Here is a 25,461-nt window from a genome sequence, read left to right as displayed (position 1 = left end):
GCGCCCCGATTCACGCGCCGCATTGCTGCGTGCGCACCGCCGGTGGTTGATTCGCGCGCCTGCTGCTGCAGCAGCAGCGGAGCGCGGCGCATCCGGCGTGAAGACCGTTTCAGGGTGGCACGGCTGCTGCTATTTCGATGGCAGGAAAGCACGCCGACAAACCCATCACCATGACCGCCCTCACAAGCCCTCCGATCGCGCCAGCCTGGTTCCACCCGGCCTCCGCCCGGCCGCGCAGCCTCTTGCGCAGCCCCGGCGGCCTGGCTTCCATCGGCGTCCATGTGCTGCTGGCCATCGGTCTGATCTCGCTGGCCCATCAGGTGCGCCCTGTACTGGAGAAGGCGCGGACGATCGAGCTGACGATCGAGCGCCCGCCCGAACCCAAACCGGTCGAGCCACCACCGCCGCCGCCGGTCAAGCGCCTGGTCGATACACCGGTGCCGCCCAAGCCCGCACCGACTCCGCCGCAGCCTCAGCCCAAGACGGTGGACGCACCCGCCGCGCAAGCCGAGACCTACACCCCACCGCCCGCGCCGCCCGCCACGCCGGTGCTGCCGCCGCCAGCTCCGCCGCCGGTGGCCCAGGCTCCGGCCGCGCCGGCGCCGCCGAAGGTGATCGAGTCCGCGCAGATCCCGGCCGAGTACCTGAACCAGGTCTTCGCGCAGATCAACCGCAGCACCGCCTATCCCGAGGCGGCCAAGCGCCGCCGCCAGGAAGGCCGTGTCGGCTACCTGCTGACCTTGAGCCAGAACGGCCAGTTGGTCCACTTCGAGATCGTCCCCTCCGGCACGCCGGCGCTGGACGAGGCAGCTCGCGAGGCCATCAAGGCGGCCGCGCCGTTCCCCCGATTGCCCGAGCTGGGCGGCAGCCTCTACCTGCTGTCCGGCGCCATCGTCTTCCGCATCACTTGATCGATCGATCTTCAGGAGAATCACCGATGAGTACCGTACCGAACGTCGCCGCCTCGCTGGCCCCGTGGGAGCTGTTCCTGCATGCCGACCCGATCGTCAAGACGATCATCGTCGGCCTGGGGCTGGCCTCGCTGGCGAGCTGGGCCGTCACCGCCGACAAGCTGCTGCAGTTCCGCCGCCTGCGCCGACTGGCCGGCCACTGGCTGGCCGCCGCCGGCAGCCGCAAGTCGCTGGAGGCTTTTGCGCAACAGGCCGAGCGTGACAAGGATCCGATCGCCCGCGTGCACGACGCCGTGCTGGGCGAGTGGAAGACCTCGCACGAGCAGCGCCTGCACCAGAGCGAGTCCGGCCGCAACGGCATCAAAGAGCGGCTCGCGCGCATCGCGCAGATCGCCAGCGGCGTCGAGGTGGAGCACCTGCAGCGCGGCCTGTTGGTGCTGGCGACGATCGGCTCGGTGGCGCCGTTCATCGGCCTGTTCGGCACCGTGTGGGGGATCATGAATTCCTTCCAGGGCATTGCGGCCTCCAACGACACAAGCCTCACCGTCGTCGCACCCGGTATCGCGGAAGCGCTGTTCGCCACAGCGCTGGGCCTGATCGCCGCGATCCCGGCGGTGGTCTCGTACAACCGCGCATCGCGCGGCCTGGGTTCCTACGCCAGCCAATTGGCCACGCTGATCGGGCTTCTGGAAGTGCACCTGTCGCGCGCGCTGGAGTCGGGCGAGCATGTGTCGCTGGCCGAACAGCCGTCGCCGGTCCGTGCGCACCGCAGCGCTCCGGTAGCGCTCGCCGCGCAAGGAGCCTGACATGGCCGTCAACATCAACAGCCGCGGCGGCGTGCCCGGCGCCGCGCCGCCGGTCGTCAGCGACATCAATGTGACGCCGCTGGTGGACGTGATGCTGGTCCTGTTGATCGTCTTCATGGTGGCCTCGCAACTGGCCGCCAGCGGCGTCAAGGTGGACCTGCCGAAATCCAACGCGAAGCCGCTGACCGAGCCGCTGCCGCCGGTCGTCGTCACGATCGACGCGCAGGGCCAGGTCTACGTGAACCAGGACGCAGTGGACGGCGGCAGTCTCGTCGCCGCGCTGGCCCGCCATACCGGTGGCGACAAGGAACGGCGTGTGCACCTGCGCGGCGACCAGAAGCTCAGTTACGGCCTCGTCGTCAAGACGATGGGGCAGGTGACCGATGCCGGCTACTCGCGCATCGCACTGGTGTCCGAGACACCACCGAACTGAACAGTTACTTCATCTCACCCAAAAAACAGAGGAACGCGCCGCGCAAGCGGACGCGAGAGGGACCTTCATGCCTGAATTCCGTCATTCCCCCGTCGCCGCAGCCGCTGCCATGCTCGCGGCGGGCCTGGGACTCGCACTGAGTGCCGCCACGCCGGCACAGGCGCAGGGCGATGCCGCCAGCGCCAAGGTGCAGGACGTCGTCGTCACCACCGGCGCGCGCGGCGAGGCCCGCGCGGTGGCTGAGAGCCTGTCGCCGATCGACGTCATCGGCGCCGAGGCGCTTGCCAGCGTCGGCAAGCAGAATCTGCGCGAGGCGCTGGAAGCGCTGGCGCCGTCCTATACCGAGACCGCAGGCTTCAAGGGCCAGATCGGCCTGGCCGTCAGCACCGCCACGCTGCGGGGCCTGGGCGGCACCAATGTGCTGGTGCTCGTCAACGGCAAGCGCCGCCACATCTCGGCGGCCATCATCTCGGGTCTCGGCCCGGCCGGCACCGACCTGGACCTGATCCCGGTCAGCGCGATCGAGCGCGTCGAGATCCTGCGCGACGGCGCGGCCGCGCAGTACGGCTCCGACGCGATCGCCGGCGTCATCAACGTGATCCTGAAGCGCAACGACAGCGGCGGCTCGGCCGCGGTGCTGGGCGGCCGCTACATGAGCACCGTGGGCGACCAGGGCTTGTACGGCGACACCCGCGACGTGTTCCTGAACCAGGGGCTGAAGCTCGGCTCGAACGGCGGCTTCGCCTCGCTGAGTCTGTCCTACGTGCACCAGGACGCCACCAACGTCGCCGGCGCCGTGCCCTACGGCAGCGACCCCGGCTCGCGCAGCATCTACTTCCCGGTCAACGGCGCTCCGGACCCGCGCGAGACCAGAAAGTCGCGCTTCCGCCAGATCCTCGGCCGGCCGCGCCAGGAGACCTTGAACCTGGCCTACAACGCCGAGCTGCCGGTCAGCGACAAGGTCACGCTGTACTCCTTCTCGACCGTGAGCAACCGGCACGCCAACGGCTGGGGCACCTTCCGCACGGCCAATGCGCAGCAGAACATCGAGAGCGTCTACCCCGATGGCTTCCTGCCCAAGTTCATCGTCAACGACAAGGACTACCAGAGCACCTTCGGCGTCAAGGGCACCGACGTGGCCGGCTGGGACTGGGACCTGAGCAGCTCCTATGCCCACGATGACGCCAACTCGCGCAACGAGGACACGATCAACCCGACCCTGGGCCCGGACAGCCCGCACAACTTCGACCTCGGCCACCTGATCTACAACGAGTGGACCAGCAACCTCGACGTGACGCGCAAGTTCGCTACCGGCGTCTTCGCCAAGCCGCTGATCGTTTCGGCGGGCACCGAGTACCGCCGCACGGTGTTCAAGCAGACGCCGGGGCAGTACGAGTCCTATGCCGACGGCAGCTGGGTCTACCCGGCCGGCAGCCCCTGGGCCGGGATCAAGCCCAACCCGGGCGCGGCGGGCTTCGCGGGCTACTCGCCAGATGTCAGCGGTACCTATGCGCGCACTAACAAGTCGGTCTGGGTCGACGTGTCGCAGGCGCTGACGGCGGCCTGGGACGTGAGCGGTGCGATCCGCTACGAGAAGTACAGCGACGTCGGCAGCACCACCAGCGGCAAGCTCTCCACCCGCTACCAGCTCACCGAGACGCTGGCGCTGCGCGGCACCGTCAACAACGGCTTCAGCGCGCCCACCTTGCAGCAGAAGTACTTCACCAACGTCCTGGGCGCCTACTCGACGAACTCGATCACCGGTGCGCTGACTCAGAGCTTCAGCCGCTCGGTGCCGGCCTATGACGCGGCGGCCAAGGCGCTCGGAGCGCAGCCGCTCACGCCGGAGCGCTCCAACAACATCAGCCTGGGCGCGGTCTGGAAGCCGGCCGCCGACACGACGATCTCCGCCGACGCCTACCAGATCAAGATCCGCGACCGGATCCTGCTGTCCAACACGCTGCAGTCGGTGCAGGTCGGCAAGGTGCTGACTGCGGCGGGCCTCAGCGCCAACCAGAACGTCACCTTCTACCTCAACGGCGGCGACACGACGACGCGCGGCCTGGACATCGTCGTCGACCACGTGACGCGGCTGCAGGAGTACGGCCGCATCAAGTGGACGCTGCTGGCCAATCACATCAAGACCAGCGTGGACAGCATCGTGGCCGATCCGGCTCAGCTCGCTGGCACTGGCGCCACCTTGATCGGCCGCTCGGTCATCGGCCGGCTGACCGATGCCTATCCGAAGAACACGATCGCCGGCTCGGCCAACTGGACGCTCGGCGATTGGGAAAGCAACGTCAAGGTCACCCACTACTCGGGCGTCATCGGCCGCAACGCGGTGGCGGCGAACCGCGACGAATACGTGAAGCCGGCCTTCATCGTCGACGCCAGCGTGGGCTACTGGGTGCGCAGCAACCTGAAGCTGACCGTCGGCGCCAACAACCTGTTCAACAAGCGGCCCGAGCAGCTGAACGACGAGGCGGTCAAGTACTACAGCTTCCCGGTCGGCCGGCCCAACTACAGCTGGTTCTCGCCCTATGGCGTCGACGGCGGCTACTACTACGCCCGCGCCGACATCACCTGGTGAGCAGGCAAGAAGGAGACATGACGCCATGAGTGCCGTGATCGAAACGATCGTCCCGACCCAGCAGAGCCCGATCCAGCGCGCCCGCGCGCCGAGCGAGTTCCCCGACAGCCCGCTGAGCCAGGCCTTCAAGCAGCCGCTGATGCTGGGCCTGTTCCTGAACCTGCAGGACATCCAGCGCACCGCGTTGCCGACGTCGAACACCTGGACCTTCGACTACAACACCCGCATCGTCCAGCAGGGGGAGGCGCTGGGCTTCGAGCTGGCCTTCAGCCGCACGCAATGGCTGCCCAAGGGCGGCTACGACGGCGAGGCCTCGCTGGACTCCTTCATCGCGCTCGGGGCGATGGCGGCGGCCACCAGCCGCATCATGCTGATCTCGACGATGCATGTGCTCTACGGCCCGCTGCATCCGCTGCACATCGCCAAGTACGGCGCCACGCTGGACCACATCGCCAAGGGCCGCTGGGGCATCAACATCGTGACCGGCCACCGCGCGATCGAGCACGAGATGTTCGGCTGGCAGCGCATCGAGCATGACCAGCGCTACGCGCTGAGCGCCGAGCTGTTCGACGTCGTCGAGAGCCTGTGGTCCAGCGACGAGGACTTCTGGCACCGGGGCCGCCAGGGCTGGGCGGTGAACCGCGGCTTCATCACGCCCAAGCCGCTATACGGCCGCCCGGTGCTGGTGAACGCCACCGGCTCGGACGCCGGCATCGACTTCGCCGCCCGCTACTCGGACATCATCTTCGTCACCAGCCCCGGTGGCTCCGGCATCGACGCGGCGCTGGCCACGCTGCCGGACCACACGGCGCAGATCCGCGCGGCGGCCGGCAAGGCCGGCCGCACCGTGCGCACGCTGATCAACCCGGTGATCGTCAGCCGCGACACCGAGGCCGAGACCGAGGCCTATGCGGATGCGATCGTCGCCGGCAAGACGGGCGTGCAGCCCGGCAACCGCCAGTACGACAGCGATGCCCATGCCTGGCGCGGCCGCAAGGACGGCACGCGCAACGTCGGCCGGGGCCTCGGCGGAAACATCGAGATCGTCGGCACGCCGGAGCAGGTCGTCGAGCAGCTCATCGCGCTGAAGGCCGCGGGCATCGACGGCATCCAGATCGGCTTCTTCGATTTCGAGAAAGACCTGGCGCATTTCGGCGCCAGCATCCTGCCGCTGCTCAAGAGCGCGGGACTTCGTCTGTGACCTGAACACCTCATGGGAGAACCACACATGGCATTCATCAACTTCATCCCCGCCGACACGCTGGCCGAATGGATCAACGGCAATTCCTCGGCGCGCGAGATCGCCGTGCTGGACCTGCGCGACGAGGCCGCCTACGGCTACGGCGAGCCGCTGACCGGCACCAATGTGCCACTGGCGCAACTGGAAACCAAGGTCGTGCAGGTGCTGCCGCGCCGGGGCACGCGCACGGTGCTGGTCGACGAGGACGGCAGCCGCTCCGAGGCCGCAGCCCAGCGCCTGGTGGCGCTCGGTTACCGCGACCTGCATGTGCTCAGGGGCGGCCTGGCGGCCTGGGCCGAATCGCGCCGCGCGGCCTCGCTGCACCAGCAGCCGCGCCACTTTACGCAACAGCTCAGCCGCGATCGGGCCACGCCGGTCAGCACCGCACAAGACCTGGCACGGCTGCGCGCCGAGGGCCGAGACGTCGTCGTGCTCGACACGCGCACACCAGAGGAATTCGCCCGCGGCCATGTGCCGGGCGCGATCAGCGTGCCGGGTGCCGAGCTGGTCTACCGCTTTGCCGACCTGGTTCCCTCGCCGGACACGGTGGTGCTGACGTCCTGCGCTGGCCTGCCGCGCGCGGTGATCGGTGCACAGGTGCTGATCGACGCGGGCGTGCCCAACCACGTCTCGCTGCTGGACGACGGCACCAAGGGCTGGCAGCGCGAGGGCTGGGCGCTGGAGGAGGGCGCTACGCGCAGCTTTGGCCCGGTCAGCGAGGCGGCCGTGGCGGTGGCGCGTGAGCGCGCGGCGAAGCTGCGCCAGAGCTCGGCCGTGCCCTATGTCGACGCCGCGCAGATCGACGTCTGGCAGCAGGACAGCGAGCGCACGACCTACCTGCTGGACGTGCGCACCGCCGAGGAATTCGCGGCCAGCCATGTCGAGGGCGCCATCCACGCGCCGGGTGGCCAGCTGCAGCTCAATGCGCACCGCTTCGCCGCCGCTCGCGGCGCGCGCCTCGTGCTGCTGGACGACCACGGCGTGCGCGCAACGACGACGGCCCACTGGCTGCGCCAGCGCGGCTGGGAGGTGTGGTGGCACCAAGTGCCGGTGGCGGGCAGCGCCGCGCCTGTCGAGGCTTCCGCTGCCGTGGCGGCCGCCGCCTGACCCGATCGAAGCACGCCATGACCGTCTCGCGTCGACATCTCCTCGCGCTGCCCGCGGCGCTGGCCTGGCCGGCGGCTGAAGCTGCTGCGCCTGCCGTGCCTGCCGCATCGCCCGTGCGGGGCGGCACGCTCGTCATCGGCGTCGGCCGCGAGCCGACTTTGCTGACCAGCGCACTCACCACCGCCGGACCGACGCAGACCGTCTCAGGCAAGGTCTTCGACGGCCTGCTCAGCTACGACGTGGACCTGAGCCCGCGGCCGCAGTTGGCTACCCGCTGGGAGACCAGCGCCGACGGCCTGGCCATCAGCTTCCAGCTGCGCCCCGGGGTCAAGTGGCACGACGGCCAGCACTTCACCTCGGCCGACGTCGCCTTCTCGGTGATGGAGGCCTGGAAGAAGTACAACGCGCGCGGCCGGGCCACCTTCTCCAACGTGGAGCGGGTGGACACGCCGGATCCGCTGGTCGCGGTGCTGCGGCTGTCCAAGCCCGCGCCCTACATCCTGCGGGCGCTGTCCTCGGTCGAATCGCAGGTGATCCCGCGGCACCTGTACGCGGGCAGCGACCTGCTGGCCAATCCGCACAACAACGCGCCGATCGGCACCGGCCCCTTCCGCTTCGTGCGCTGGGAGCGCGGGCGCCAACTCGTGCTGGAGCGCAACCTGGACTACTGGGACGCCGGCAAGCCCTACCTGGACCGCATCGTGTTCCGCCAGTTGCCCGATCCGGCGGCGGCCGCGGCGGCGCTGGAGACCGGCGCGGTGCACCTGTCCTCCGAGCTGCCGCTGTCGGACCTCGCCGGCATCGCCGCCAAGCCGAACCTCGCGGTGCACCGGCGCACTGCCAGTGCGGGCTCGGGCATCACCGGCTTCGAGTTCAACCTGGAGCGCCCGCTGTTCCAGGACGTGCGCGTGCGCCGCGCCATCGCTCACGCGGTGGATCGCGACTTCCTGCTGAAGAACGTCTGGTACGGCTACGGCACGATCGCGCAGGCCCCGATCCCCAAGCCGCTGGCCGAGTTCCACACCGACGACGTACCGACCTACCCCTTCGACCTGAAGCGCGCCGAGGCCCTGCTCGACGAGGCCGGCTACAAGCGCAAGCCCAACGGCATCCGCTTCAGCTTCACCAACGACCCGAACGCGACCGGCGTGATGCTGAGCCAGACGGCGCAAGTGCTGCGCAGCAACCTGGCGCGCATTGGCGTGCGCATGGAAGTGAGGCAGCAGGACTTCGGCGAGTTCGTCAACCGTGTCTACACCCGGCGCGATTTCGACACCACGATCTACAGCGCGAGCGCCGGCCCCGATCCGGCGATCGGCACGCAGCGCTTTTACTGGTCCAAGAACATCCAGCCCGGCGTGGCTTTCTCCAACGGCGCGGCGTATCGCAGCGCCGAGGCGGACCGGCTACTCGAGGCTGCGCAGGTCGAGACCGATCCGGCCAAGCGCCGCGCGCTGTACGTGCGCTTCCAGCAGGTGGCGGAGACCGACCTGCCGAAGATCCCGCTGATCAGCAGCGAGACGGTGGTCGTGGCGCAGAAGAAGCTGCGCGACTTCATTACGACTGCCGAAGGCTCCAGCGGCAATTTCTCCACCGCATGGCTGGAAGCATGATGCCCCTCGCCCAATCTCGCCTCGCTGAACCCGGGCTCGATCGGTCGGTCCCCCGAGGGGACCGCGATGCTTGCGGCATCGAGCCGCAAGCACATCGCCAGCCAGGCCGGCTTGGGGCGGCCCGGCGCTCGGCCCTAAACGTGGGGATCTGGCTCGGTGCGCTGCGCCGCCCGCTGCTGCGCGCGCTGCCGACCGCGCTGGGCGTCGTGCTGCTGAACTTCGCGCTGCTGCAGCTCGTACCCGGCGATGCGGTGGACGCGCTGGTCGCCGAGGCTGGCTCGGCAACCGCCGAAACGACGGCGCTGCTACGCGAGCGCTATGGGCTGGACCAGTCGTCTTGGCACCAGCTCGGCGACTACCTGCAGCACCTGCTTCACCTGAGCCTGGGCTACTCGCCGCGCTACGACATGCCGGTGCTGGACCTGCTCCTGGCGCGGCTGCCGAACACGCTGCTGCTGATGGGCGCGGCGCTCGTCATCTCGCTGACCTTGGGTGTCGCGCTGGGTACGGTGATGGCGACCTGGGCGCGGCGCTGGCCGGACCGGCTGCTGTCCTCGCTGGCCTTCCTGATGTACTCGACGCCGGGCTTTTGGGTCGGGCTGATGGCGATCGTGCTGTTCGCCGTGCAGCTCGGCTGGCTGCCCAGCGGCGGCGACGGCACCGTCGGTGCCGAGCTGCACGGCTGGGAGCGTTTCACCGACACGCTGCGCCACGCGGTGCTGCCGGCCTGCACTCTGGCGAGCTTCTTCGTCGCCGTCTACGCCCGGCTGACCCGCGCCGCGATCCTGGAGGTGCAGACGCAGGACTACGTGCGCACGGCCCGGGCCAAGGGCCTGCATCCGGTGCGCGTGCGCCTGCGCCACATCCTGCGCAATGCGCTGCTGCCGGTGACGACGGTGGCCGGCACGCACCTCGGTGGCCTGCTGGGCGGCGCGGCCGTCACCGAGACGGTGTTCAGCTGGTCCGGCATCGGCCGGCTGACGCTGGAGGCCGTACAGGCCCGCGAGTACCGCGTGCTGCTCGGCGTGCTGCTGTTGTCTTCGCTGTTGGTGATCGTTGCCAACGTCCTGATCGACCTGCTGCACGCCAGGCTCGATCCCCGCATCCGGGCCACCTGACCATGTCCTTCGTTCCGCCCTTCGATTCCGACAGCCTGGGCGACGCCGCGGCGCCGACCTGGCGCTCTCTCCTGCGCCGCCACCTGCTGCGCGGCCGTGGTTCGGTGCCGTCGACCGCCAACTGGCCCGTGCTGCGAGCCTTGCTGCGCGATCCGGCCGCCGTCGTCGGCGTCATGCTGCTGCTGGCCTTTGTGGGCGTGGCGCTCGCCGCCGACTGGATCCGCCCTGGCGACCCGCTGGACATCGTCGCCGCACCGCTGCTGCGGCCTTTCACCGATCCGGCCTATCCGCTGGGCACCGACCAACTGGGCCGGGACATCGCCGCCGGCCTGGTGCACGGCGCGCGCGTGTCGCTGCTGGTGGGCCTGACGGCCGCGGGCGTGGGCGTTTCGCTCGGCACCCTGATCGGCGCCACGGCGGGCTATTTCGGTGGCCGTGTCGATGCGGTGTTGAACTGGCTGATCGAGATCTTCCAGACGACGCCGAGCTTCCTGCTGGTCGTCGTGATCGTGTCGATCACGCAGTCCTCGCTGGAGGTGATTGCGGTGGTCATCGGCCTGACGACCTGGGAGACGGTGGCGCGGCTGATCCGCGCGCAGTTCCGGGCCCTGCTGTCCAGTGACTTCGTGTTCGCGGCGCGCAGCATCGGCTTCGGCCATCGCTGGATCATCGTGCGGGAGATCCTGCCGAACGCGCTGCCACCGGTCGTCGTTACCGCCTCGGTGATGGTGGCCAGCGCCATCCTGATGGAATCCTCGCTGGCCTTCCTCGGCGTCGGCGATCCGAATAAGGTGAGCTGGGGCAGCATGATCGGCGGCGGGCGCGACATGCTGCGCAGCGCCTGGTACCTGACGGTGATTCCCGGCCTCGCGCTGGTGACCACCGTGTTCAGCCTGAATCTGATCGGCGATGCGCTGATCGAGGCGATGAACCCGCGGCTGCGGGGAAGGGTGGTGCCATGAGCGCGGTGCTGCAACCGGCCGCGGCGGCGCCGCTGCTGGAGGTCGAGGACCTGCAAGTGTCCTTCGGCGCGCATCGCGCGGTCCGGGGCGTGAGCTTCTCGGTGGCGCCGGGCGAGACCTTGGCGCTGGTCGGCGAATCGGGCTGCGGCAAGTCGACGACGGCGCTGTCGCTGCTGCACCTGCTGCCGACGCAGGCGCGGGTGAGCGGGCGCATCCGCTTCGGCGGGCGCGAGCTGCAGTCGCTGGACGAGACCGCGCTGCGCGGCGTACGCGGCAACGAGATCTCGATGATCTTCCAGGAACCGATGACCTCGCTGAACCCGGTGCTCAGCATCGGCGAGCAGATCACCGAGGTGCTGCGCCGCCACCAGGGCCTGAATCGCTGGACGGCGCGGGCGCGGGCGATCCAGCTGCTGGATCGGGTGCGCATCCCCGAGCCGCAGCGCCGCATCGACGACTTCCCACACCAGCTCTCCGGCGGTCAGCGCCAGCGCGTGATGATCGCCATCGCGATGGCCTGCCAGCCGCGGCTCCTGATCGCCGACGAGCCGACGACGGCACTGGACGTGACCGTGCAGGCGCAGATCCTCGAGCTGCTGCGCGAGCTGGGTCGCGAGTTCTCCACAAGCCTGCTGCTGATCACGCACGACCTGGGCGTGGTCGGCCAGTGGGCGGACCGGGTCGCCGTGATGGTCGGTGGCGAGATCGTCGAATCCGCGCCGACCGGCCAGATCTTCTCGGCGCCGCGGCACGACTACACGCGCGGCCTGCTGGGTGCCTCGCTGCGGCTGGACAGCACCTTGCACTGCCGCAGCGCGCGCCTGCCCGAGGTGCGCGTCGTCGCCGGTGCCGGCGGGCAACAGCGCTACCTTCTGGAGACGCGGGCGCTGGGCGCCACGCCCGCGCCACTGCCGGACGCCGCGCAGCCTCCGCTGCTGTCGGTGCAGGAGCTGCGCACCGTCTACCGCGGTGCGCACGGTGGCAGCGAGGTGGCGGCCGTCGACGGCGTCAGCTTCGACATCCGCCCTGGCGAGACGCTGGGCCTGGTCGGCGAATCGGGCTGCGGCAAGTCCACGCTCAGCAAGACCTTGCTGCGGCTGCTCAAGCCCGCCTCGGGCCGCATCGTGCTGGACGGCACCGACATCGCCGCACTCGACGAGCGCGCGCTGCGCCCGTACCGCGGCCGCATCCAGATGGTGTTCCAGGACCCCTACGGATCGCTGAACCCGCGGCACACGGTGTTCGACATGCTCGACGCGGCGCTGCGCGTGCATGGCGTAGACAGCCACGACGAACGCCGCCGCCGCATCGTCGCCATCATCGACCGCGTCGGCCTGCCGGCCGGCGCAGTCCAGCGCTACGCGCACGAGTTCTCCGGCGGCCAGCGCCAGCGCATCGGCCTAGCCCGCGCGCTGGTGCTGCGGCCGCGGCTGGTGATCTGCGACGAGCCGGTGTCCTCGCTGGACGTGTCGGTGCGCGCGCAGATCCTCAACCTGCTGGCCGAGCTGAAGGACGAGTTCCAGCTTGCGACCCTGTTCATCTCGCACGACCTGTCGGTCGTCAAGTACATGGCCGATCGCGTGCTGGTGATGCACGGCGGCAAGATCGTGGAGGAGGGCGATGGGCAGTCCTTGTGGGAGCGGCCGCAGCATCCATACACGCGGACGCTGATTCGCGCGGTGCCGAGCCCTCGCTTCGACGCCATGTCCTCGAGGGTGGCCGCATGAGCGCCGGCTTCGACGTGATTGTGGTTGGCGCCGGGGCGGCCGGGCTGGTCGCGGCCTGGCATGCGCGGCAGCGGGGCGCCTCGGTGCTGGTCGTCAACAAGGGCCTGGTGGGCCGCAGCGGGGCCACGATCACCTCGGGTGGCGGCGTCTCGGCGGCTGGCAGCACGCTGCTGGCGCTGGGCCTGCCGGGCGATGCGGCGGACACCGAGGAGGTGTTCCTGCGCGACACGCTGCAGGCCGGCTCCTGGCTCAATGACCAGCAGCTCGCCGCGGCTATGGTCAGCGGCGTCGGCCCGGAGCTGAAGCGCCTGATCGCGTCAGGGGTCAAGTACCACGTGACGAAGAAGGCACCCGGCCACAGCAGCGGGCGCGGCATCCACATCAAGGGCCCGGAGATGCAGAAGGCGGTGACGAACCAGGCCGTCGCCGCCGGCGCGCAGTTCCGTGAGGACTTCCAGTCCACCGAGCTGCTGCGCGACGCGGACGGCGTGGTCGTCGGCATCGCCGGCCTGGACAAGCGCAGCGGCGAGGCCGATGCGATGTTCGGCCGTGCGGTCGTGCTGGCCACCGGAGGCACTACCTCGAACTGGCACCTGCGCACCGCGCCCGAGGAACTGTCCGGCGAGGGGCATGCGATGGCGTTGGCGGCCGGCGCCGAGCTGATCGAGATGGAGATGCTGCAGTTCCTGCCCTGCTGCCTGGCGGCGCCGGCGCTGTGGCGGGGCCTGCAGTTCCCCTGGACGCTCGGCCCGCAGGGCGGGCTGAGGGCCTGGCTGCTGAACCGCTACGGCGAGCGCTTCATGGCCCGCTGGGATCCTGAGCGGATGGAGCTGGCCACGCGCGACGTCGTCTCGGCCGCCTGCGCCGCGGAGGTCGTCGAGGGTCGCGGGAGCCCGAACGGCGCGGTGTACCTCTCGTGGGCCCACCTGCCGAAGAACATCATCGATGACTACGTGACCTGGTCGCGCTCGGTCACCGCGGACTGGCGCTGGCAAGGCTTCGACATGAGCCCGCTGATCGAGCGGATTCGCGAGGGCTATGCGGTCGAGGTGATGCCGGCGGCGCATTTCTCGCTGGGTGGCATCCGCGTTGACGCGCAGGGCGCCACCCGCGTACCGGGCCTGTACGCCTGCGGCGAGGCTACCGGCGCGGTGCATGGCGCGAACCGGCTATCCGGGAATGCCGGCGCTCAGATGCTGGCGCAGGGTCGGGCCGCGGGGCTCGCCGCGGCTCGCCACGCGGGCCGCGGGCGTGCCACTGCCCGTGCCGTGAACAAAGATGACGCGCTGGCCGCGATCGCGGCGCCACTGGCCGCGCATGGCCGCGATCAGGCGCTGGTGCCGTTCGAACTGAAGGACAGTCTGACGCAACTGGCGGAGTCGGCGCTCGGCGCGGCGCGCAGCGGGCCGGTGCTGCAGCAGGCGCTGGAGACGCTGCGCGCGCTTCGGCGCGACGCGCTGCCGCGGCTCGCGCCGCGCAACCGTGAGCGGATCTGGAACCGTGACTGGAGCGACGCGCTGGAGTGTCGCGCGGCCATACCGGTGCTCGAAGCCGCGCTGCTGGGCGCGCTCGGCCGCACGGCCTCCATCGGCGCGCACCAACGCCACGACATGCGCGGCCACCACGCCGCCGGACCGCTGCAGCACAGCCTCGTCGCGCAGGACGGCGATGCGCTGGTGCTGCGCCACGCGGCGGTCGCTCACACCTTGATGCGGGCACCATGCTGATCCACCTGACCCTCTACCGCGACGGCGCCGAGCGGACCTTGGATCTGACGCTGCCGCCGGCCGCCGAAGCGGGCCTGGGTCTGTCTGACTGGAGCGGCGCCAGCGTCAGCACCGCGCTGCAGGTGCTGCAGCGCACGCTGGACCCGCAGCTCGGCTATGCGCTCTCGTGCCGGCGCGGCCTGTGCAAGGTCTGCGCGATGCGCATCGACGGCGAGGTGCAGACCGCCTGCACCGTGCCGCTGCATGAGGGCATCCGCATCGCGCCGGCCAAGCCCAGCCTCGCGCTGCTGGACACGGTCGTCGAGCTGAGCCTCGTGCGCAGCGCCCGCATCGCTTCCTCCAACTCAACTTCACTGATTCCGGAGCCATCGCCCCATGACGCTTGAATTCATCGGCCACGTCGGCGCCCGCAGCGGCTCCGACGTCATCCCGCCCCGCGGCCCCGTCGTCGACAAGGCCTACATTCGCGAGCTGGCGCAGTCGGCCGAGCGCAGCAATTTCGACCGTTTGCTGATCGGCTCGTTCTCGACCACGCCCGACAACAACCAGATCGCCGCCTTCGTGCTGCACGAGACGACGCGCCTGGGCGTGATGCTGGCGCATCGCACCGGCTTCGTCGCGCCGACGATGGCTGCGCGGCAATTGGCTACGCTGGACCACTTTGCCGACGGTCGCCTGGGCGTGCACATCATCAGTGGCGGCACCGACGAGGACCAGCAACGCGACGGCGACTTCCTCGAGCACGACGAACGCTACGCCCGCACCGACGAATACCTGGACGTGGTCCGCCGTGTCTGGACCAGCGCCGGTCCGTTCGACCATGAGGGCCGCTTCTACCGGGCCAAGGGCGCGTTCTCGGTGGTCAAGCCGCTGCAGCCGCAAGGCATCCCGGTCTACTTCGGCGGCTCGTCTGACGCGGCCATCGAGGTCGCAGGCAAGCACGCGGATGTCTACGCGCTATGGGGCGAGCCGCTGGACCAGACGGCCGAGACGATCGCTCGCGTGCGCGCCTCCGCCGCGCGTCATGGCCGCGAGGGCAGGGTGCGCTTCGTGCTCGCGTTCCGTCCCGTCGTCGAGGACACCGAGGAGGCCGCCTGGGCCCGCACCCGCGAGCTGCTGGAGATCGTCAGGCAGCCGAACCGGCCCGTGCATGGCGGCGGGCGCAACTCGTCGCTGCCGATGAACGTCGGTTCGCAGCGCCTGCGCCAAGCCGCCGCGCGCGGCAAGGTACTGGACAAGCGGCTGTGGACCGAACTGGCCGGCGCCACCGGGGCATCCGGCAACTCCACCGCACTGGTCGGTACCGCCGACCAGGTCGCCGACGCACTGCTGGACTACCACGCGCTGGGCGTCACCAGCTTCCTGATCCGTTGTTTCGACCCGCTGCGCGATACGCCGCTGTTCGGCCGCGAGGTCATTCCCCGGGTGCGCGCCGCGCTGGCGGCACGCGCTCTCGAACCTGCACTGTCCGCCTGAATCCGGGCGATCCACCGAGGAGAGATCCACCATGTCCGCCGTACTTGAACCCCGTTCCAACGCCGCCACTTCCAAGCCCTCCCAGCCGACCGAGCTCTGGTACACGCGCTGCCCGGTGCCGACCGCCAGCGGCATCGCGCAGCACCAGCGTTGGCTGCATGGCGCCTTTGCGCGCCAAGGCATCCGGCTCGAATCGATCCGCGCCTCGCAAGACAGGGCGGTGCGCGAGTCGCACTTCCGCCATTCGCTGCCCGGCAGCTTCCGCGAGGGTGGCAATGTGCCGCCGATTTGGACCCGTTCGCGCGGCCAGGACACGGTGGTGCTGGCGATCACCTGGGTGGACGAGCAGCAATTGGTGCTGGTGCCCGAAGGCAGCGGGATCCGCAACGTGGCCGAGCTGCGTGGGAAGCGCCTGGGCCTGGTGAAGAAGCAGGGCACCGAGCTGGTGGACGTCGGCCGCGCCGAGGGCCTGCGTGGCTTGCTGACCGCGCTGCGGCTCAACGGCGTCGGGCGCGACGAGGTGCAGTGGGTGGACCTGCCTTCGGCCGAATGGGAACTGCGCGAGGATCGCACGCCCGCTGATCAACGCAAGCACATCCCGACCGAGGCGCTGCTGGATGGTCGCGTGGACGCAATCTTCGTCAAGGGCGCCGGCAGCGCCATCGCGCTGCAACGCGGCCTGCGCGCGATCTTCGACATCAACGAGCAGTCGAACCCGCTGGACCGCGTCAGCGCCGGCTCGCCGCGGCCCGTCACCGTCGACCGCCAGACCCTGCAGGACCACCCCGAGCTGGTCGATCAGTACCTCGCCGTGCTGCTGAAGACGGCGCAATGGGCGGCTGGCGACCCGGACGAGGTGGTGCGCGTGATCGCCGCCGAGACCGGTGCCGCCGAGGCCGCCGTCCGCCAGGCCTTCGGCCCGAAGCTGCACCTCGCCTTCGAGCCGCAGCTGAGCCCGGTCTACGTGCAGGCCCTGCACGACCAGAAAGACTTCCTGCTGGCCGAAGGCTTCATTCCGCAGGACTTCGACGTCGACGCCTGGATCGACCCGCGTCCCCTGGTGCGCGCCCGCGAACTGGTGAGCCAGGTCGAGCTGAAGGCCTGACTCCGTTTATTCCTTTTCCAACCGAAGACATCACCATGAGCACGATCGAATACCGCAATCTCGGCCGCAACGGCATTAAGGTCTCGCCCCTCACGCTGGGCACGATGATGTTTGGCGCCCAGACCGACGAGGCCACATCGAAGCGCATCGCCGACAAGGCCTTCGAGCAGGGCGTCAACTTCATCGACACCGCCAATGGCTATGCCAAGGGCGCTTCCGAGGAAGTCGTCGGCCGGCTGATCGCGCCGCGCCGCAGCCAGTGGGTGCTGTCGACGAAGTTCGTCAATCCGAACCCGGGCGCCAGTGGCCCGAATGACCGCGGCGCCTCGCGTCACAACGTGATCCAGTCGGTCGAGGCGAGCCTGAAGCGCCTGGGCACCGACTACATCGACCTGCTGTACCTGCATCGCGAGGACCACAACACGCCGATCGCCGAGACCGTGCGCGCACTGGGCGAGTTGATCCGCGCCGGCAAGATCCGCAGCTACGGCCTATCCAACCATCGGGCCTGGAAGCTGGCCGAGTTCAGCCGCACGGCCGATGCGCTGGGCGTGGACCGCCCGGCGGCCAGCCAGCCCTTGTACAACCTGGCCAATCGCCAGATCGAGAACGAGCACCTGCCGGCGGCGGAGTACTTCGGCATCGGCGTGGTCTCGTACAGCCCGTTGGCCCGCGGCGTGCTGACGGCCAAGTACGACCCGCACAAGGAACCCGGCGCCGACACGCGGGCCGGCCGCAGCGACAAGCGCATCCTGCAGACCGAGTGGCGGCCCGAGTCGCTGGACCTGGCGCAGCAGATCAAGAACCACGCGGAAGGGCGCCGCATCAGCGCCGGCCAGTTCGCGCTGGCCTGGGTGTTGAACAACAGGTTGATCACCTCGGCCATCGCCGGGCCGCGCACCGAGGCGCAGTGGGACGACTACCTGCCGGCGCTGCAGTACCGCTTCACGGCGGAGGACGAGGCCTTCATCGACAGCCTGGTCACGACGGGGCACTCGTCCACGCCGGGCTACAACGATCCGAGCCACCCGTTCTTCGGTCGCCAGCCGCGCAGTCGGGTGGGCGCGCCGGCGGAACCGTTGGTGGGCGCCTGAGCGGACGGTCGCGCGATGGCGAGCGAGTTCATCTGGACCCTGCGGACCGAGGCCGGTGATGTTCGGCGCTGGGTGAACGAGGCGCGCGCGGCCGAGCTGGCGGGCTTCCAGATGCTGCGCCTGGCCAGTGGGCCAGGCCGGCCCGACGGCTGGCTGCTGGCGGCGAGGCTGGCGATGGAGCTCCAGCGCATCCGCTTCCTCGTCGACCTCCGCCCGGGGCTGGAGTTGCCGGCGGTCACGGCGCAGCGCGCCGCCACTTTGCAGCAGCTGTGCGGTCATCGGCTCGTCCTGTGCCTGTCAACCGACGTCGACGCTGCGGCGGCTCGCCATGACGGCGATCCGCTGAACCACGACGATCGCCATGTCCGGGCCTTTGAATTCCTGCAGTTGCTGCGGCAACTGGGCAAGGGGCGGGGCGCGGCCGGCGTGGGCATCTCAGTCTCCGGCGAGTACTACCGCGTCGAGGGCGGCGGGTTGCACCGGCCGCCCGCCGAACCGCCGCTTCTGTACGTCGGCGGCGCCACGCCAGCCGCCGAGCGGCTCGCTGCCCAGCATGGCCAGGTGCTCTTCCACGGCCCGGTGCCCGCTGGGGAGCTGGTCGGGCGCATAGCGAGGCAGCGCATCCTCGCGTTGCAGCAGGGTCGCAGCCTGCGCTTCGGCTGCCGCATCCAGCTGGACGGCTTGCCGCCGGAAACCTTCGCCCGCCAACTGGACGACTGCGAGGCGGCCGGCATCGACAGCTTCATGCTGGTGTCGTCCGAGGCCGACCCGCTGGACGTGGAGCGGAGGCTGCTCGCGCGACGCCGGTCGGTATCGCGCCTGCGCAGCACGGCGGCCTTCACCGAGGGAGTCCGCTCATGACGGGGAACCTCAGTTTTTATTGGCAGGTGCCCACCAGCGGGGACGGGCCGCAACTGATCGGGGGCCGCGGGCCGCAGCGGCGTGGTGATCTGGACTACCTGCTGCACATCGCCTGCGTCGCCGAGGAGCTGGGCTTCGACGGCGTGATGCTGCCGACCGGCGTGGCCACCGAGGATGGTGCGTTGCTGGCCGCGGCGCTGGCCGCGCGCACCGATCGGTTGAAGCTGATGGTGTCTTTCCGCGCTGGGCCCGAGCTGCCGGCGCATTTCGCGCAGCGCATTGCGACGCTGCAACAGCTGTGCGGGCCGCGCATCCAGGTCTGCCTGTTCAACGGCTTCGAGACCGAGCAGCAGAGTTACGGCGACTTCATCGAGCACGACGAGGCCTACCGCCGCGCTGACGAGTTCCTCTCGATCGCCACGGCGCTGTGGCGCGGCGAGCCGGTGCAACACGCGAGCCCGCATTACCTGCTTGACCGTCGTGACGGCGGCCGGTCGCTTGATATGCAGCCGGAGGTGTTTGCCTTTGGTGCGTCCGACGCCGCGAGCGATCTCGTTGCCCGGCATGCCGACGTCCACATGATGTGGGCCGAGCCGCCAACACTGGTCGCGCAGCGGGTGCAGCGCACGCTGGCGCTGGCGACCCAGGGCGGGCGCGAACTGCGTCTGGGCTTGCGAGTGGCCATACTGGCGCGGGAGACCGAGGATGAGGCCTGGGAGGAGGCGGGGCGCCTGCTGGCCGGCATTCCCGACGGCGCGATCGAGCAGGCGCAGCGCGAGTTCGGGCGGTCGGGTTCGGTGGGACTGGCCCGCATCCGGGCGCTGCATCGGCAGGGCAGGCTGCGTGGGCTGCGCGAGTTGGAGGTGTCGCCCAACCTGTGGGCCGGCAGCGCGTTGGTACGCGGCACAACGACCTTGGTCGGCTCCTACGAGCATGTGGCCGAACGACTGGCCGAATACGCGGCGCTGGGGCTGCGCAGCTTCGTGCTGTCGGGGGTGCCCAACCTCGACGCGCTGAGGCGCGTCGGTGAACAGGTGTTGCCGCGTTTAAGCAGATATTCACAGAAGGAAATCGTCGTTCCTCTCCCGGCCGTGGATGCCTACATTGCCACGCAAGGAGTAGTGCCATGAGCCGAACATTGAAAGCGGAGGAGCGAACGGCAGGCATCGCACGCAGCGAGGCGCCGGTGCTGTTGACCGGCGAGACAGGCACCGGGAAAGAGCAGACTGCCCGCGCCATCCACGCCATGAGCGGCCGCCGCGGGCCCTTCGTCGCCGTCAATTGCGGCGCCTTCAGCGAGACCTTGATCGATGCCGAGCTGTTCGGTCACGAGGCCGGGGCATTCACCGGTGCTGACCGCGCGCGCGCAGGCTGGTTCGAGGCTGCGCAGGGCGGCACGCTCTTCCTCGACGAGATCGGAGACATGCCGCTGGCCCTGCAGGTCAAGCTGCTGCGGGTGCTGCAGGAGGGGCAGGTCGTGCGCCTCGGCTCGCGCCGGCCTGTGACGGTCAATGCACGGTTGATCGCGGCTACCAACGTGGACCTGGCCGCCGCGGTGGCGGACGGGCGCTTCCGTGCCGACCTGTTCTATCGCCTGAACGTTGCGCCGATCGCCTTGCTGCCGCTGCGCGAGCGAGGCGCCGAGATCATCCCGCTGGCCAGCACCTTCATTGAGCGGCATGCGCCGGACCGCGTTCCTGTGGCGATCAGCGCGGAGGCTCGTGCGCTGCTGGAGGCGCACCGCTGGCCCGGCAATATCCGCGAGCTGGAGAACGTGATCCAGTTCGCCCTGATTGTGTGCAAGGGCGGAGAGATCCGGCCCGCCGACCTTCGACTGATTGAGCTGAACGAGGAACCAGTGCCGCCGGACGATTCCGGCGAGCAGGCGAGGCCCGCTGCAGCGCAAGTGGCCGAAGCGGCGGCGCCGCGCGAGCTGGCCGACGCGATCGGCGCGATGTTGGAGGCACGTACGCCGCAGGCCTTCCAGCGGATTGAGGCGTTGGTGGTGCGCACGGCCTTCGAGCAATGCCGTGGCAACCAGGTACGGGCGGCCCAGCTGCTGGGCATCACCCGCAACACGATGCGCACGCTTCTGCGCCGCTTTGACCTGGGCACTACGTCGACAACACGCCGATGAGCCACCACAGTCCTCCCACGAAGATCCTCACGCTGCCCAACCCCGACACGCTGGCGCTGTCGATCCGCGCCAAGGCGCTGGTCTTCAACGACCCGCAGTCCGTACAGCTGCTGCAGCAGGTCGAGCAGATCGGCCCGAGCCACGCGACGGCGCTACTGATCGGCGAGACGGGCACCGGCAAGGAGCTGGTGGCGCGGCACATCCATGCCTGCAGCCAGCGTGCCGGCCCCTTCGTGGCCGTCAACTGTGGCGCTTTCAGCGAATCGCTGGTGGATGCCGAGTTGTTCGGTCACGAGGCCGGCGCCTTCACCGGCGCGAGTCAGGCGCGGGCCGGATGGTTTGAGGCGGCCAATGGCGGCACGCTATTCCTGGACGAGATTGGCGACATGCCGATGCACCTGCAGGTGAAGCTGCTGCGCGTGCTACAGGAGCGCCAGGTGATCCGCCTCGGCGCGCGGCACCCGATACCGGTCGACGTGCGGCTGATCGCGGCGACCAACGTGGACCTCGCCAAGGCGGTGCAGGCCGGGCGCTTCCGCGCCGACCTCTTCTACCGGCTGCACGTGGCCGTGCTGCACCTGCCACCCTTGCGCGAGCGACCCGGCGACATCCTGCCGCTGGCACACCACTTCGCCGACACCTACCGGCGCCGACTCGGGCTCGACTCGATCGCACTGGCCCCGGCTGCGGAACAGGCGCTGCTGGCGCACGGCTGGCCGGGCAACATACGCGAGTTAGAGAACGTCGTCCACTACGCGCTGATCGTCTGTCGCGGCGACGTCGTGCAGCGCCAGGACCTGCGCCTCCCGCAGCCGCCAGCAGGTGCCCAGCAGCCGCCTGCGGCCGGGCTGGACCTGATTGCCCAGGCGCTGCGCCAGTTGTTGGACCAGCGGCACCCTCAGCTACATGAAACGTTGGAAGAACTGATCGTGCGCACGGCCTTCGAACACTGCGGCAGCAATCAAGTGCGCACGGCTCGCGAGCTGGGCCTGTCGCGGAACGTCCTGCGGGCGCAGCTGAAGCGGTTCGGCTTGCTGGGCGAGCGGCTGGTCATCGAAGTCGACTAACCCAATCAGTACGAGCGCTCGCGCAGCGCTTTGCATTTGCGCCGGCTGGGCGGGGGCAACGGGCGGCTGGGGGGAGGGGAACCTTATGCGTCCCGCTTCACTGCGTTGGGGCATTTGAAGGACACGGCTGGGGTTGGGTGCGACTACCTAGATGCTTTCGCGCCGTCGTCCTACGTCGAACCGGGCGCTTTTCTGTGTTCATGAGCGGCACGGTGCTCAGACAGTCACAGAGGAACGCCTTGAACACCTTCCTTCAGCCATTCGGAGCCACTCGATTGATCTTCGACGCGATTCGTGAAAGCCACGACCTGCAGCGCGACCTGTGCCGCAAGCTCACTGCGTCGCGCAGCGATATGGCTGCGCGCGAACTTCTGTTCCTGCAACTGAAAGTCGAGTTGATGGCGCATGCGGCGGCGGAAGAACGATTCCTGTACGTCCATCTGCTGATGGAGGATGGCGGTCTCGACGCCTCGCGCCATGCGCTTCATGAACATCATGAAGTCGACGAGCTGCTGGACGAGTTGTCGGTGCGCGACAAGAAGCAGGACGGCTGGATTGGCACGGCGAAGCTGTTGAGCTTCAAGGTGCGCCATCATCTGAAGGAAGAGGAATCGAAGTTCTTTCAGGTGGCCGGCCGTCTGTTGTCGGACATGAAGAAGGAACAGCTTGGACGGAGATACGCCAAAGAGATCGTGCGAATGCGCAAGCACTACGCAGCCGAATTCCAGAGCGTCGCGGTGAGTTTGGCCAGCGGCTTGGTCAAGCCCGCGAAGCCCGAGGCCAACAAGCCTGCGGCCAGGGGCAGCGCCGACGCTGGCGCTACGTTGCGCGGTAGGAGCAAGCCGCGCCGCACCCTTTAACCAAAGGTTCGTGCCGGCTGGACGCGAATTCACGCAGCGCGCAACCCGTTTGCCAAGGCGGTTGGAACGGCTCATCGAGCAATTGACTGCTTAGCGATCTGCCAACATCTGAGGGGCGGTCTGCGCGCAGAGCCGCTGGTCGCGGAACGTTCGTCTCAGCCATCCTGTTCGGCCGCGGAATCGCTGCCGTTGCTCGCCGCGTTAAGGAGCACTTCCAGGGCCTCAATGTCAAGCGGCTTTGTCAGATGGTGATCGAAGCCGGCATCCTCCGCAGCCCGCTTGTCTTGCGGCTGCCCCCAGCCGGTGAGGGCGATCAGTAGGATTTGCTTGCCCCAGGGCTCCTGACGAATGCGCGCGGCCGCCTCATACCCGCTCATGCCCGGCAGCCCGATATCCATGACGATGGCATCCGGCAAGGTCTGTCGGGCACGCTCGATGGCGTCAGGTCCGTTGTGAGCCGTGGAAGTCTGGTGCCCAGAGAAATCGAGAAGCTCGCTCAGCGTCTCGGCCGAATCGACGTTGTCGTCGACGATCAGGATCCTCCGGCACCCTGACGGGCCACCTGACGGCGCGACGTCGAGCGGGGGATCGGGGATGGCCTGGCGGCACAGCGGCAGGCGGACCGTGAACTCGCTGCCCTGGCCGGATCCATCGCTTCGAGCGGTGACGGTTCCGCCGTGCAGTTGAAGCAACGAGCGCACCAAGGACAGCCCGATACCCAGTCCCCCTTGGGCCCGCTTGAGCGCCGGCTCCAATTGCGAAAACATGTCGAACACATGGTCGACCTGATCAGGCGGAATCCCGATGCCGCCATCGCGCACGCGCGCCACGGCCTCGTCACCCTCGGCGCCGACCTCCAGCCAGATGCGGCCACCGTCGGGCGTGTACTTGGAAGCGTTGTTCAGCAGGTTCTGCATGACCTGAGCCATTCGCACCGGGTCGGCATCGATGCGGACCGGCTCGGCAGGTAGCGTCACCCTGAGCTCCTGGGCGGCGGCCTGCATGAGCGGTCCGACGGCTTCGACGGCGGCGTGGACCGCATCTGCCAGATCCATGACTTGTCGTCGGAGCGTGATCTTGCCCTGGCTGAACCGGGAGACTTCCAGCAGGTCGTTGACGAGGTGGCTCAGATGGTCGACTTGTCGACCCAGGACGTCACGTGCCCAGATCAACTGCGGGTCGGTCAGATCTTTTCGCTTCAGGATCTCCGTCACATTGCGCATCGGCGTGAGCGGGTTGCGCAGCTCATGACTCAGCGTCGCCAGGAACTCGTCCTTCTGTCGATCGGAATGCGCGAGCTGGGCCTGTGCCGCCTCGGCCCTTGTTCTGGCGCGCACCAGTTCAGCCTCGTATTTCTCGCGGTCCGTGACGACCATGACGGCGATGTGATCGCAGGTGACGTTACCGTCGATTCTGCGCACGGCGTTGAACAGCATCGGCAGGACGCGGCCGTCCCTGTGCCGGACGTCCAGCTTCACCTCAGCGACCGAGCCTTGCAGTTGCAGCAGCGGTGCCCAATGCGTCTGATGGAAGACCCGGCAGCCGATCGTCAGGAGATCCTGGATCCGGCGTTTTCCGACCAGCTCGGCGGCGGTGTAGCCCGTCCACAGGCAGAACATGGCGTTGACGCGCTCGATCGTGCCGTTTGCCGTCGTCGTCAGCAGGCCGCAGGCGGCTTGCTCGAAAAGAACGTCGGCGCCGGCCCGAGAAGTCTCGGTGGCCATTTCAAAGGCCCAGAGTTTGAAGGAATTGCTCGGTCGCTGTCGTGCTCTCATGCGGCGCGCTGAGGTGGGGGCAGTGGCCGACGTTCTCGATGATCTCGAGCTTGCTGGAGGGCAGGGTCCGGTGCATGTACTCGCCGACGGACACCGGCGCGATGATGTCGTCGCTGCACTGCAGGATCAGCGCAGGCGTGCTGGCCTTGCTCAGGTCCTGCCGGTGGTCCGACAGGAATGTGACCCGCGCGAAGTGCTTGGCGATGTCCGGATCGGTGCGACAGAAGCTGTTCGTGAGCTCCACGCCGAGTTCCGGCTGCTCCGGTGAGCCCATGATGGCCGGGGCCATGCTGCTCGACCAGCCCAGGTAGTTGCTTTCGAGCGCGGAGAGGAGTCCATCAATGTCCTCGCGCGTGAAGCCGCCCAGGTAGTCGTCGTCGTTGATGTAGCAGGGTGAGGGCCCGACCATGATGTGCGCTGCAAAGCGCTGCGGCGCCGCGATCGTCGCAAGCATGCCGATCGTGGCGCTCACGGAGTGGCCGACGAACACCACCGGCCCTTCGGCGAATTGTTCAGCGATCTCCAGGACGTCGCTGGCATGACCGTGAAGGGTGTCGTATTTCTTCGGGTCGTAGGCGGACAGGTCCGACATGCCGCTGCCCACCAGGTCGAAGAGGACGATCTTGAAACGGTCGGCGAACGCCGGCGCCAGGTAGCGCCACATGGTCTGGTCGCAGCCGAACCCGTGGGCAAACATCATCGTGGCGGGACCGGCGCCGCTGAGTTGGACATTGTTGCGGTGCTGGAGGTTCATGGAAGTTCCTTGGGCGATGGCGGACGTGGTCTCGTGCCGGGCATGGCAAGCCAGGTGCCGCGCATGCGCCAAGAAGCTTCCCGATTGGGTGTGGCTCG

The 25,461-nt window shown here is 68.9% G+C and carries 22 protein-coding genes; 20 read left to right on the top strand and 2 right to left on the bottom strand.

Going from position 1 to position 25,461, the window contains the following annotated elements:
• The first annotated feature begins 170 nt into the window (after positions 1–170).
• The 20 genes from SNE35_RS24435 (at position 171) to SNE35_RS24340 (ending at position 22,834) form a co-directional block, all read left to right on the top strand.
• Positions 171–911 carry a TonB family protein gene (locus SNE35_RS24435; protein ID WP_320425630.1) on the top strand — a complete coding sequence of 247 codons (741 nt, stop codon included), beginning with the start codon at positions 171–173 and terminating at the stop codon, positions 909–911.
• Between the two features lie 26 nt (positions 912–937).
• Complete coding sequence (locus SNE35_RS24430; protein ID WP_320425629.1) at positions 938–1,717, top strand: MotA/TolQ/ExbB proton channel family protein; 780 nt, start codon at positions 938–940, stop codon at positions 1,715–1,717.
• A 1-nt stretch (position 1,718) separates the two neighbouring features.
• On the top strand, positions 1,719–2,150 hold the full coding sequence (locus SNE35_RS24425; protein ID WP_320425628.1) for an ExbD/TolR family protein: 432 nt from the start codon (positions 1,719–1,721) through the stop codon (positions 2,148–2,150).
• A gap of 67 nt (positions 2,151–2,217) precedes the next feature.
• Positions 2,218–4,740 (top strand): TonB-dependent receptor plug domain-containing protein, encoded by a 2,523-nt coding sequence (locus SNE35_RS24420; protein ID WP_320425627.1) that lies wholly within the window; start codon positions 2,218–2,220, stop codon positions 4,738–4,740.
• Positions 4,741–4,765: 25 nt separating this feature from the next.
• Entirely contained in the window at positions 4,766–5,941 is a 1,176-nt protein-coding gene (locus SNE35_RS24415) for an LLM class flavin-dependent oxidoreductase (RefSeq protein ID WP_320425626.1), read from the top strand.
• A gap of 27 nt (positions 5,942–5,968) precedes the next feature.
• The gene (locus tag SNE35_RS24410) at positions 5,969–7,087 is read left to right on the top strand and encodes a rhodanese-like domain-containing protein (protein WP_320425625.1); all 1,119 of its coding nucleotides are present in this window, start codon (positions 5,969–5,971) and stop codon (positions 7,085–7,087) included.
• Positions 7,088–7,104: 17 nt separating this feature from the next.
• On the top strand, positions 7,105–8,700 hold the full coding sequence (locus tag SNE35_RS24405; RefSeq protein WP_320425624.1) for an ABC transporter substrate-binding protein: 1,596 nt from the start codon (positions 7,105–7,107) through the stop codon (positions 8,698–8,700).
• Positions 8,701–8,840: 140 nt separating this feature from the next.
• Positions 8,841–9,818 (top strand): ABC transporter permease, encoded by a 978-nt coding sequence (locus SNE35_RS24400; protein ID WP_320425623.1) that lies wholly within the window; start codon positions 8,841–8,843, stop codon positions 9,816–9,818.
• A 2-nt stretch (positions 9,819–9,820) separates the two neighbouring features.
• Positions 9,821–10,780 (top strand): ABC transporter permease, encoded by a 960-nt coding sequence (locus tag SNE35_RS24395; protein ID WP_431312784.1) that lies wholly within the window; start codon positions 9,821–9,823, stop codon positions 10,778–10,780.
• Positions 10,777–12,507, top strand: coding sequence for an ABC transporter ATP-binding protein (locus tag SNE35_RS24390; RefSeq protein WP_320425622.1), 1,731 nt, complete (start codon positions 10,777–10,779; stop codon positions 12,505–12,507). The genes SNE35_RS24395 and SNE35_RS24390 overlap by 4 nt, the downstream gene beginning before the upstream one ends.
• Positions 12,504–14,234 carry an FAD-dependent oxidoreductase gene (locus SNE35_RS24385; protein WP_320425621.1) on the top strand — a complete coding sequence of 577 codons (1,731 nt, stop codon included), beginning with the start codon at positions 12,504–12,506 and terminating at the stop codon, positions 14,232–14,234. Before SNE35_RS24390 ends, SNE35_RS24385 begins: the two co-directional genes overlap by 4 nt.
• A complete protein-coding gene (locus SNE35_RS24380) occupies positions 14,228–14,620 on the top strand; it encodes a 2Fe-2S iron-sulfur cluster-binding protein (RefSeq protein WP_320425620.1) in 393 nt (130 codons plus the stop codon). The genes SNE35_RS24385 and SNE35_RS24380 overlap by 7 nt, the downstream gene beginning before the upstream one ends.
• Entirely contained in the window at positions 14,610–15,710 is a 1,101-nt protein-coding gene (locus SNE35_RS24375) for an LLM class flavin-dependent oxidoreductase (protein WP_320425619.1), read from the top strand. Before SNE35_RS24380 ends, SNE35_RS24375 begins: the two co-directional genes overlap by 11 nt.
• A 31-nt stretch (positions 15,711–15,741) precedes the next feature.
• Positions 15,742–16,815, top strand: a complete 1,074-nt coding sequence (locus SNE35_RS24370) for an ABC transporter substrate-binding protein (RefSeq protein WP_320425618.1) — start codon at positions 15,742–15,744, stop codon at positions 16,813–16,815.
• A gap of 44 nt (positions 16,816–16,859) precedes the next feature.
• Positions 16,860–17,909, top strand: a complete 1,050-nt coding sequence (locus tag SNE35_RS24365) for an aldo/keto reductase (RefSeq protein WP_320425757.1) — start codon at positions 16,860–16,862, stop codon at positions 17,907–17,909.
• A 15-nt stretch (positions 17,910–17,924) separates the two neighbouring features.
• Positions 17,925–18,770, top strand: coding sequence for an LLM class flavin-dependent oxidoreductase (locus tag SNE35_RS24360; protein ID WP_320425617.1), 846 nt, complete (start codon positions 17,925–17,927; stop codon positions 18,768–18,770).
• Positions 18,767–19,900 carry an LLM class flavin-dependent oxidoreductase gene (locus tag SNE35_RS24355; protein WP_320425616.1) on the top strand — a complete coding sequence of 378 codons (1,134 nt, stop codon included), beginning with the start codon at positions 18,767–18,769 and terminating at the stop codon, positions 19,898–19,900. Before SNE35_RS24360 ends, SNE35_RS24355 begins: the two co-directional genes overlap by 4 nt.
• Positions 19,897–20,907: a sigma-54 interaction domain-containing protein gene (locus SNE35_RS24350; protein WP_320425615.1), complete on the top strand. Its 1,011-nt coding sequence runs from the start codon at positions 19,897–19,899 to the stop codon at positions 20,905–20,907. Before SNE35_RS24355 ends, SNE35_RS24350 begins: the two co-directional genes overlap by 4 nt.
• Positions 20,904–21,974: a sigma-54 interaction domain-containing protein gene (locus SNE35_RS24345; protein WP_320425614.1), complete on the top strand. Its 1,071-nt coding sequence runs from the start codon at positions 20,904–20,906 to the stop codon at positions 21,972–21,974. The genes SNE35_RS24350 and SNE35_RS24345 overlap by 4 nt, the downstream gene beginning before the upstream one ends.
• Positions 21,975–22,213: 239 nt before the next feature.
• Entirely contained in the window at positions 22,214–22,834 is a 621-nt protein-coding gene (locus tag SNE35_RS24340; protein ID WP_320425613.1) for a hemerythrin domain-containing protein, read from the top strand.
• A 155-nt stretch (positions 22,835–22,989) separates the two neighbouring features.
• On the opposite strand, the gene SNE35_RS24335 is transcribed toward SNE35_RS24340, so the two are convergent.
• Positions 22,990–24,558 carry a hybrid sensor histidine kinase/response regulator gene (locus SNE35_RS24335; protein WP_320425612.1) on the bottom strand — a complete coding sequence of 523 codons (1,569 nt, stop codon included), beginning with the start codon at positions 24,556–24,558 and terminating at the stop codon, positions 22,990–22,992.
• Between the two features lies 1 nt (position 24,559).
• Positions 24,560–25,363: an alpha/beta fold hydrolase gene (locus SNE35_RS24330; RefSeq protein WP_320425756.1), complete on the bottom strand. Its 804-nt coding sequence runs from the start codon at positions 25,361–25,363 to the stop codon at positions 24,560–24,562.
• Positions 25,364–25,461: the final 98 nt, after the last annotated feature.

This window comes from Roseateles agri (genome assembly GCF_034043675.1).
Lineage (GTDB): Bacteria > Pseudomonadota > Gammaproteobacteria > Burkholderiales > Burkholderiaceae_C > KK5.
Note: the sequence above shows the minus strand (reverse complement) of the source record. Positions and strands in the feature narration are given on the sequence as shown.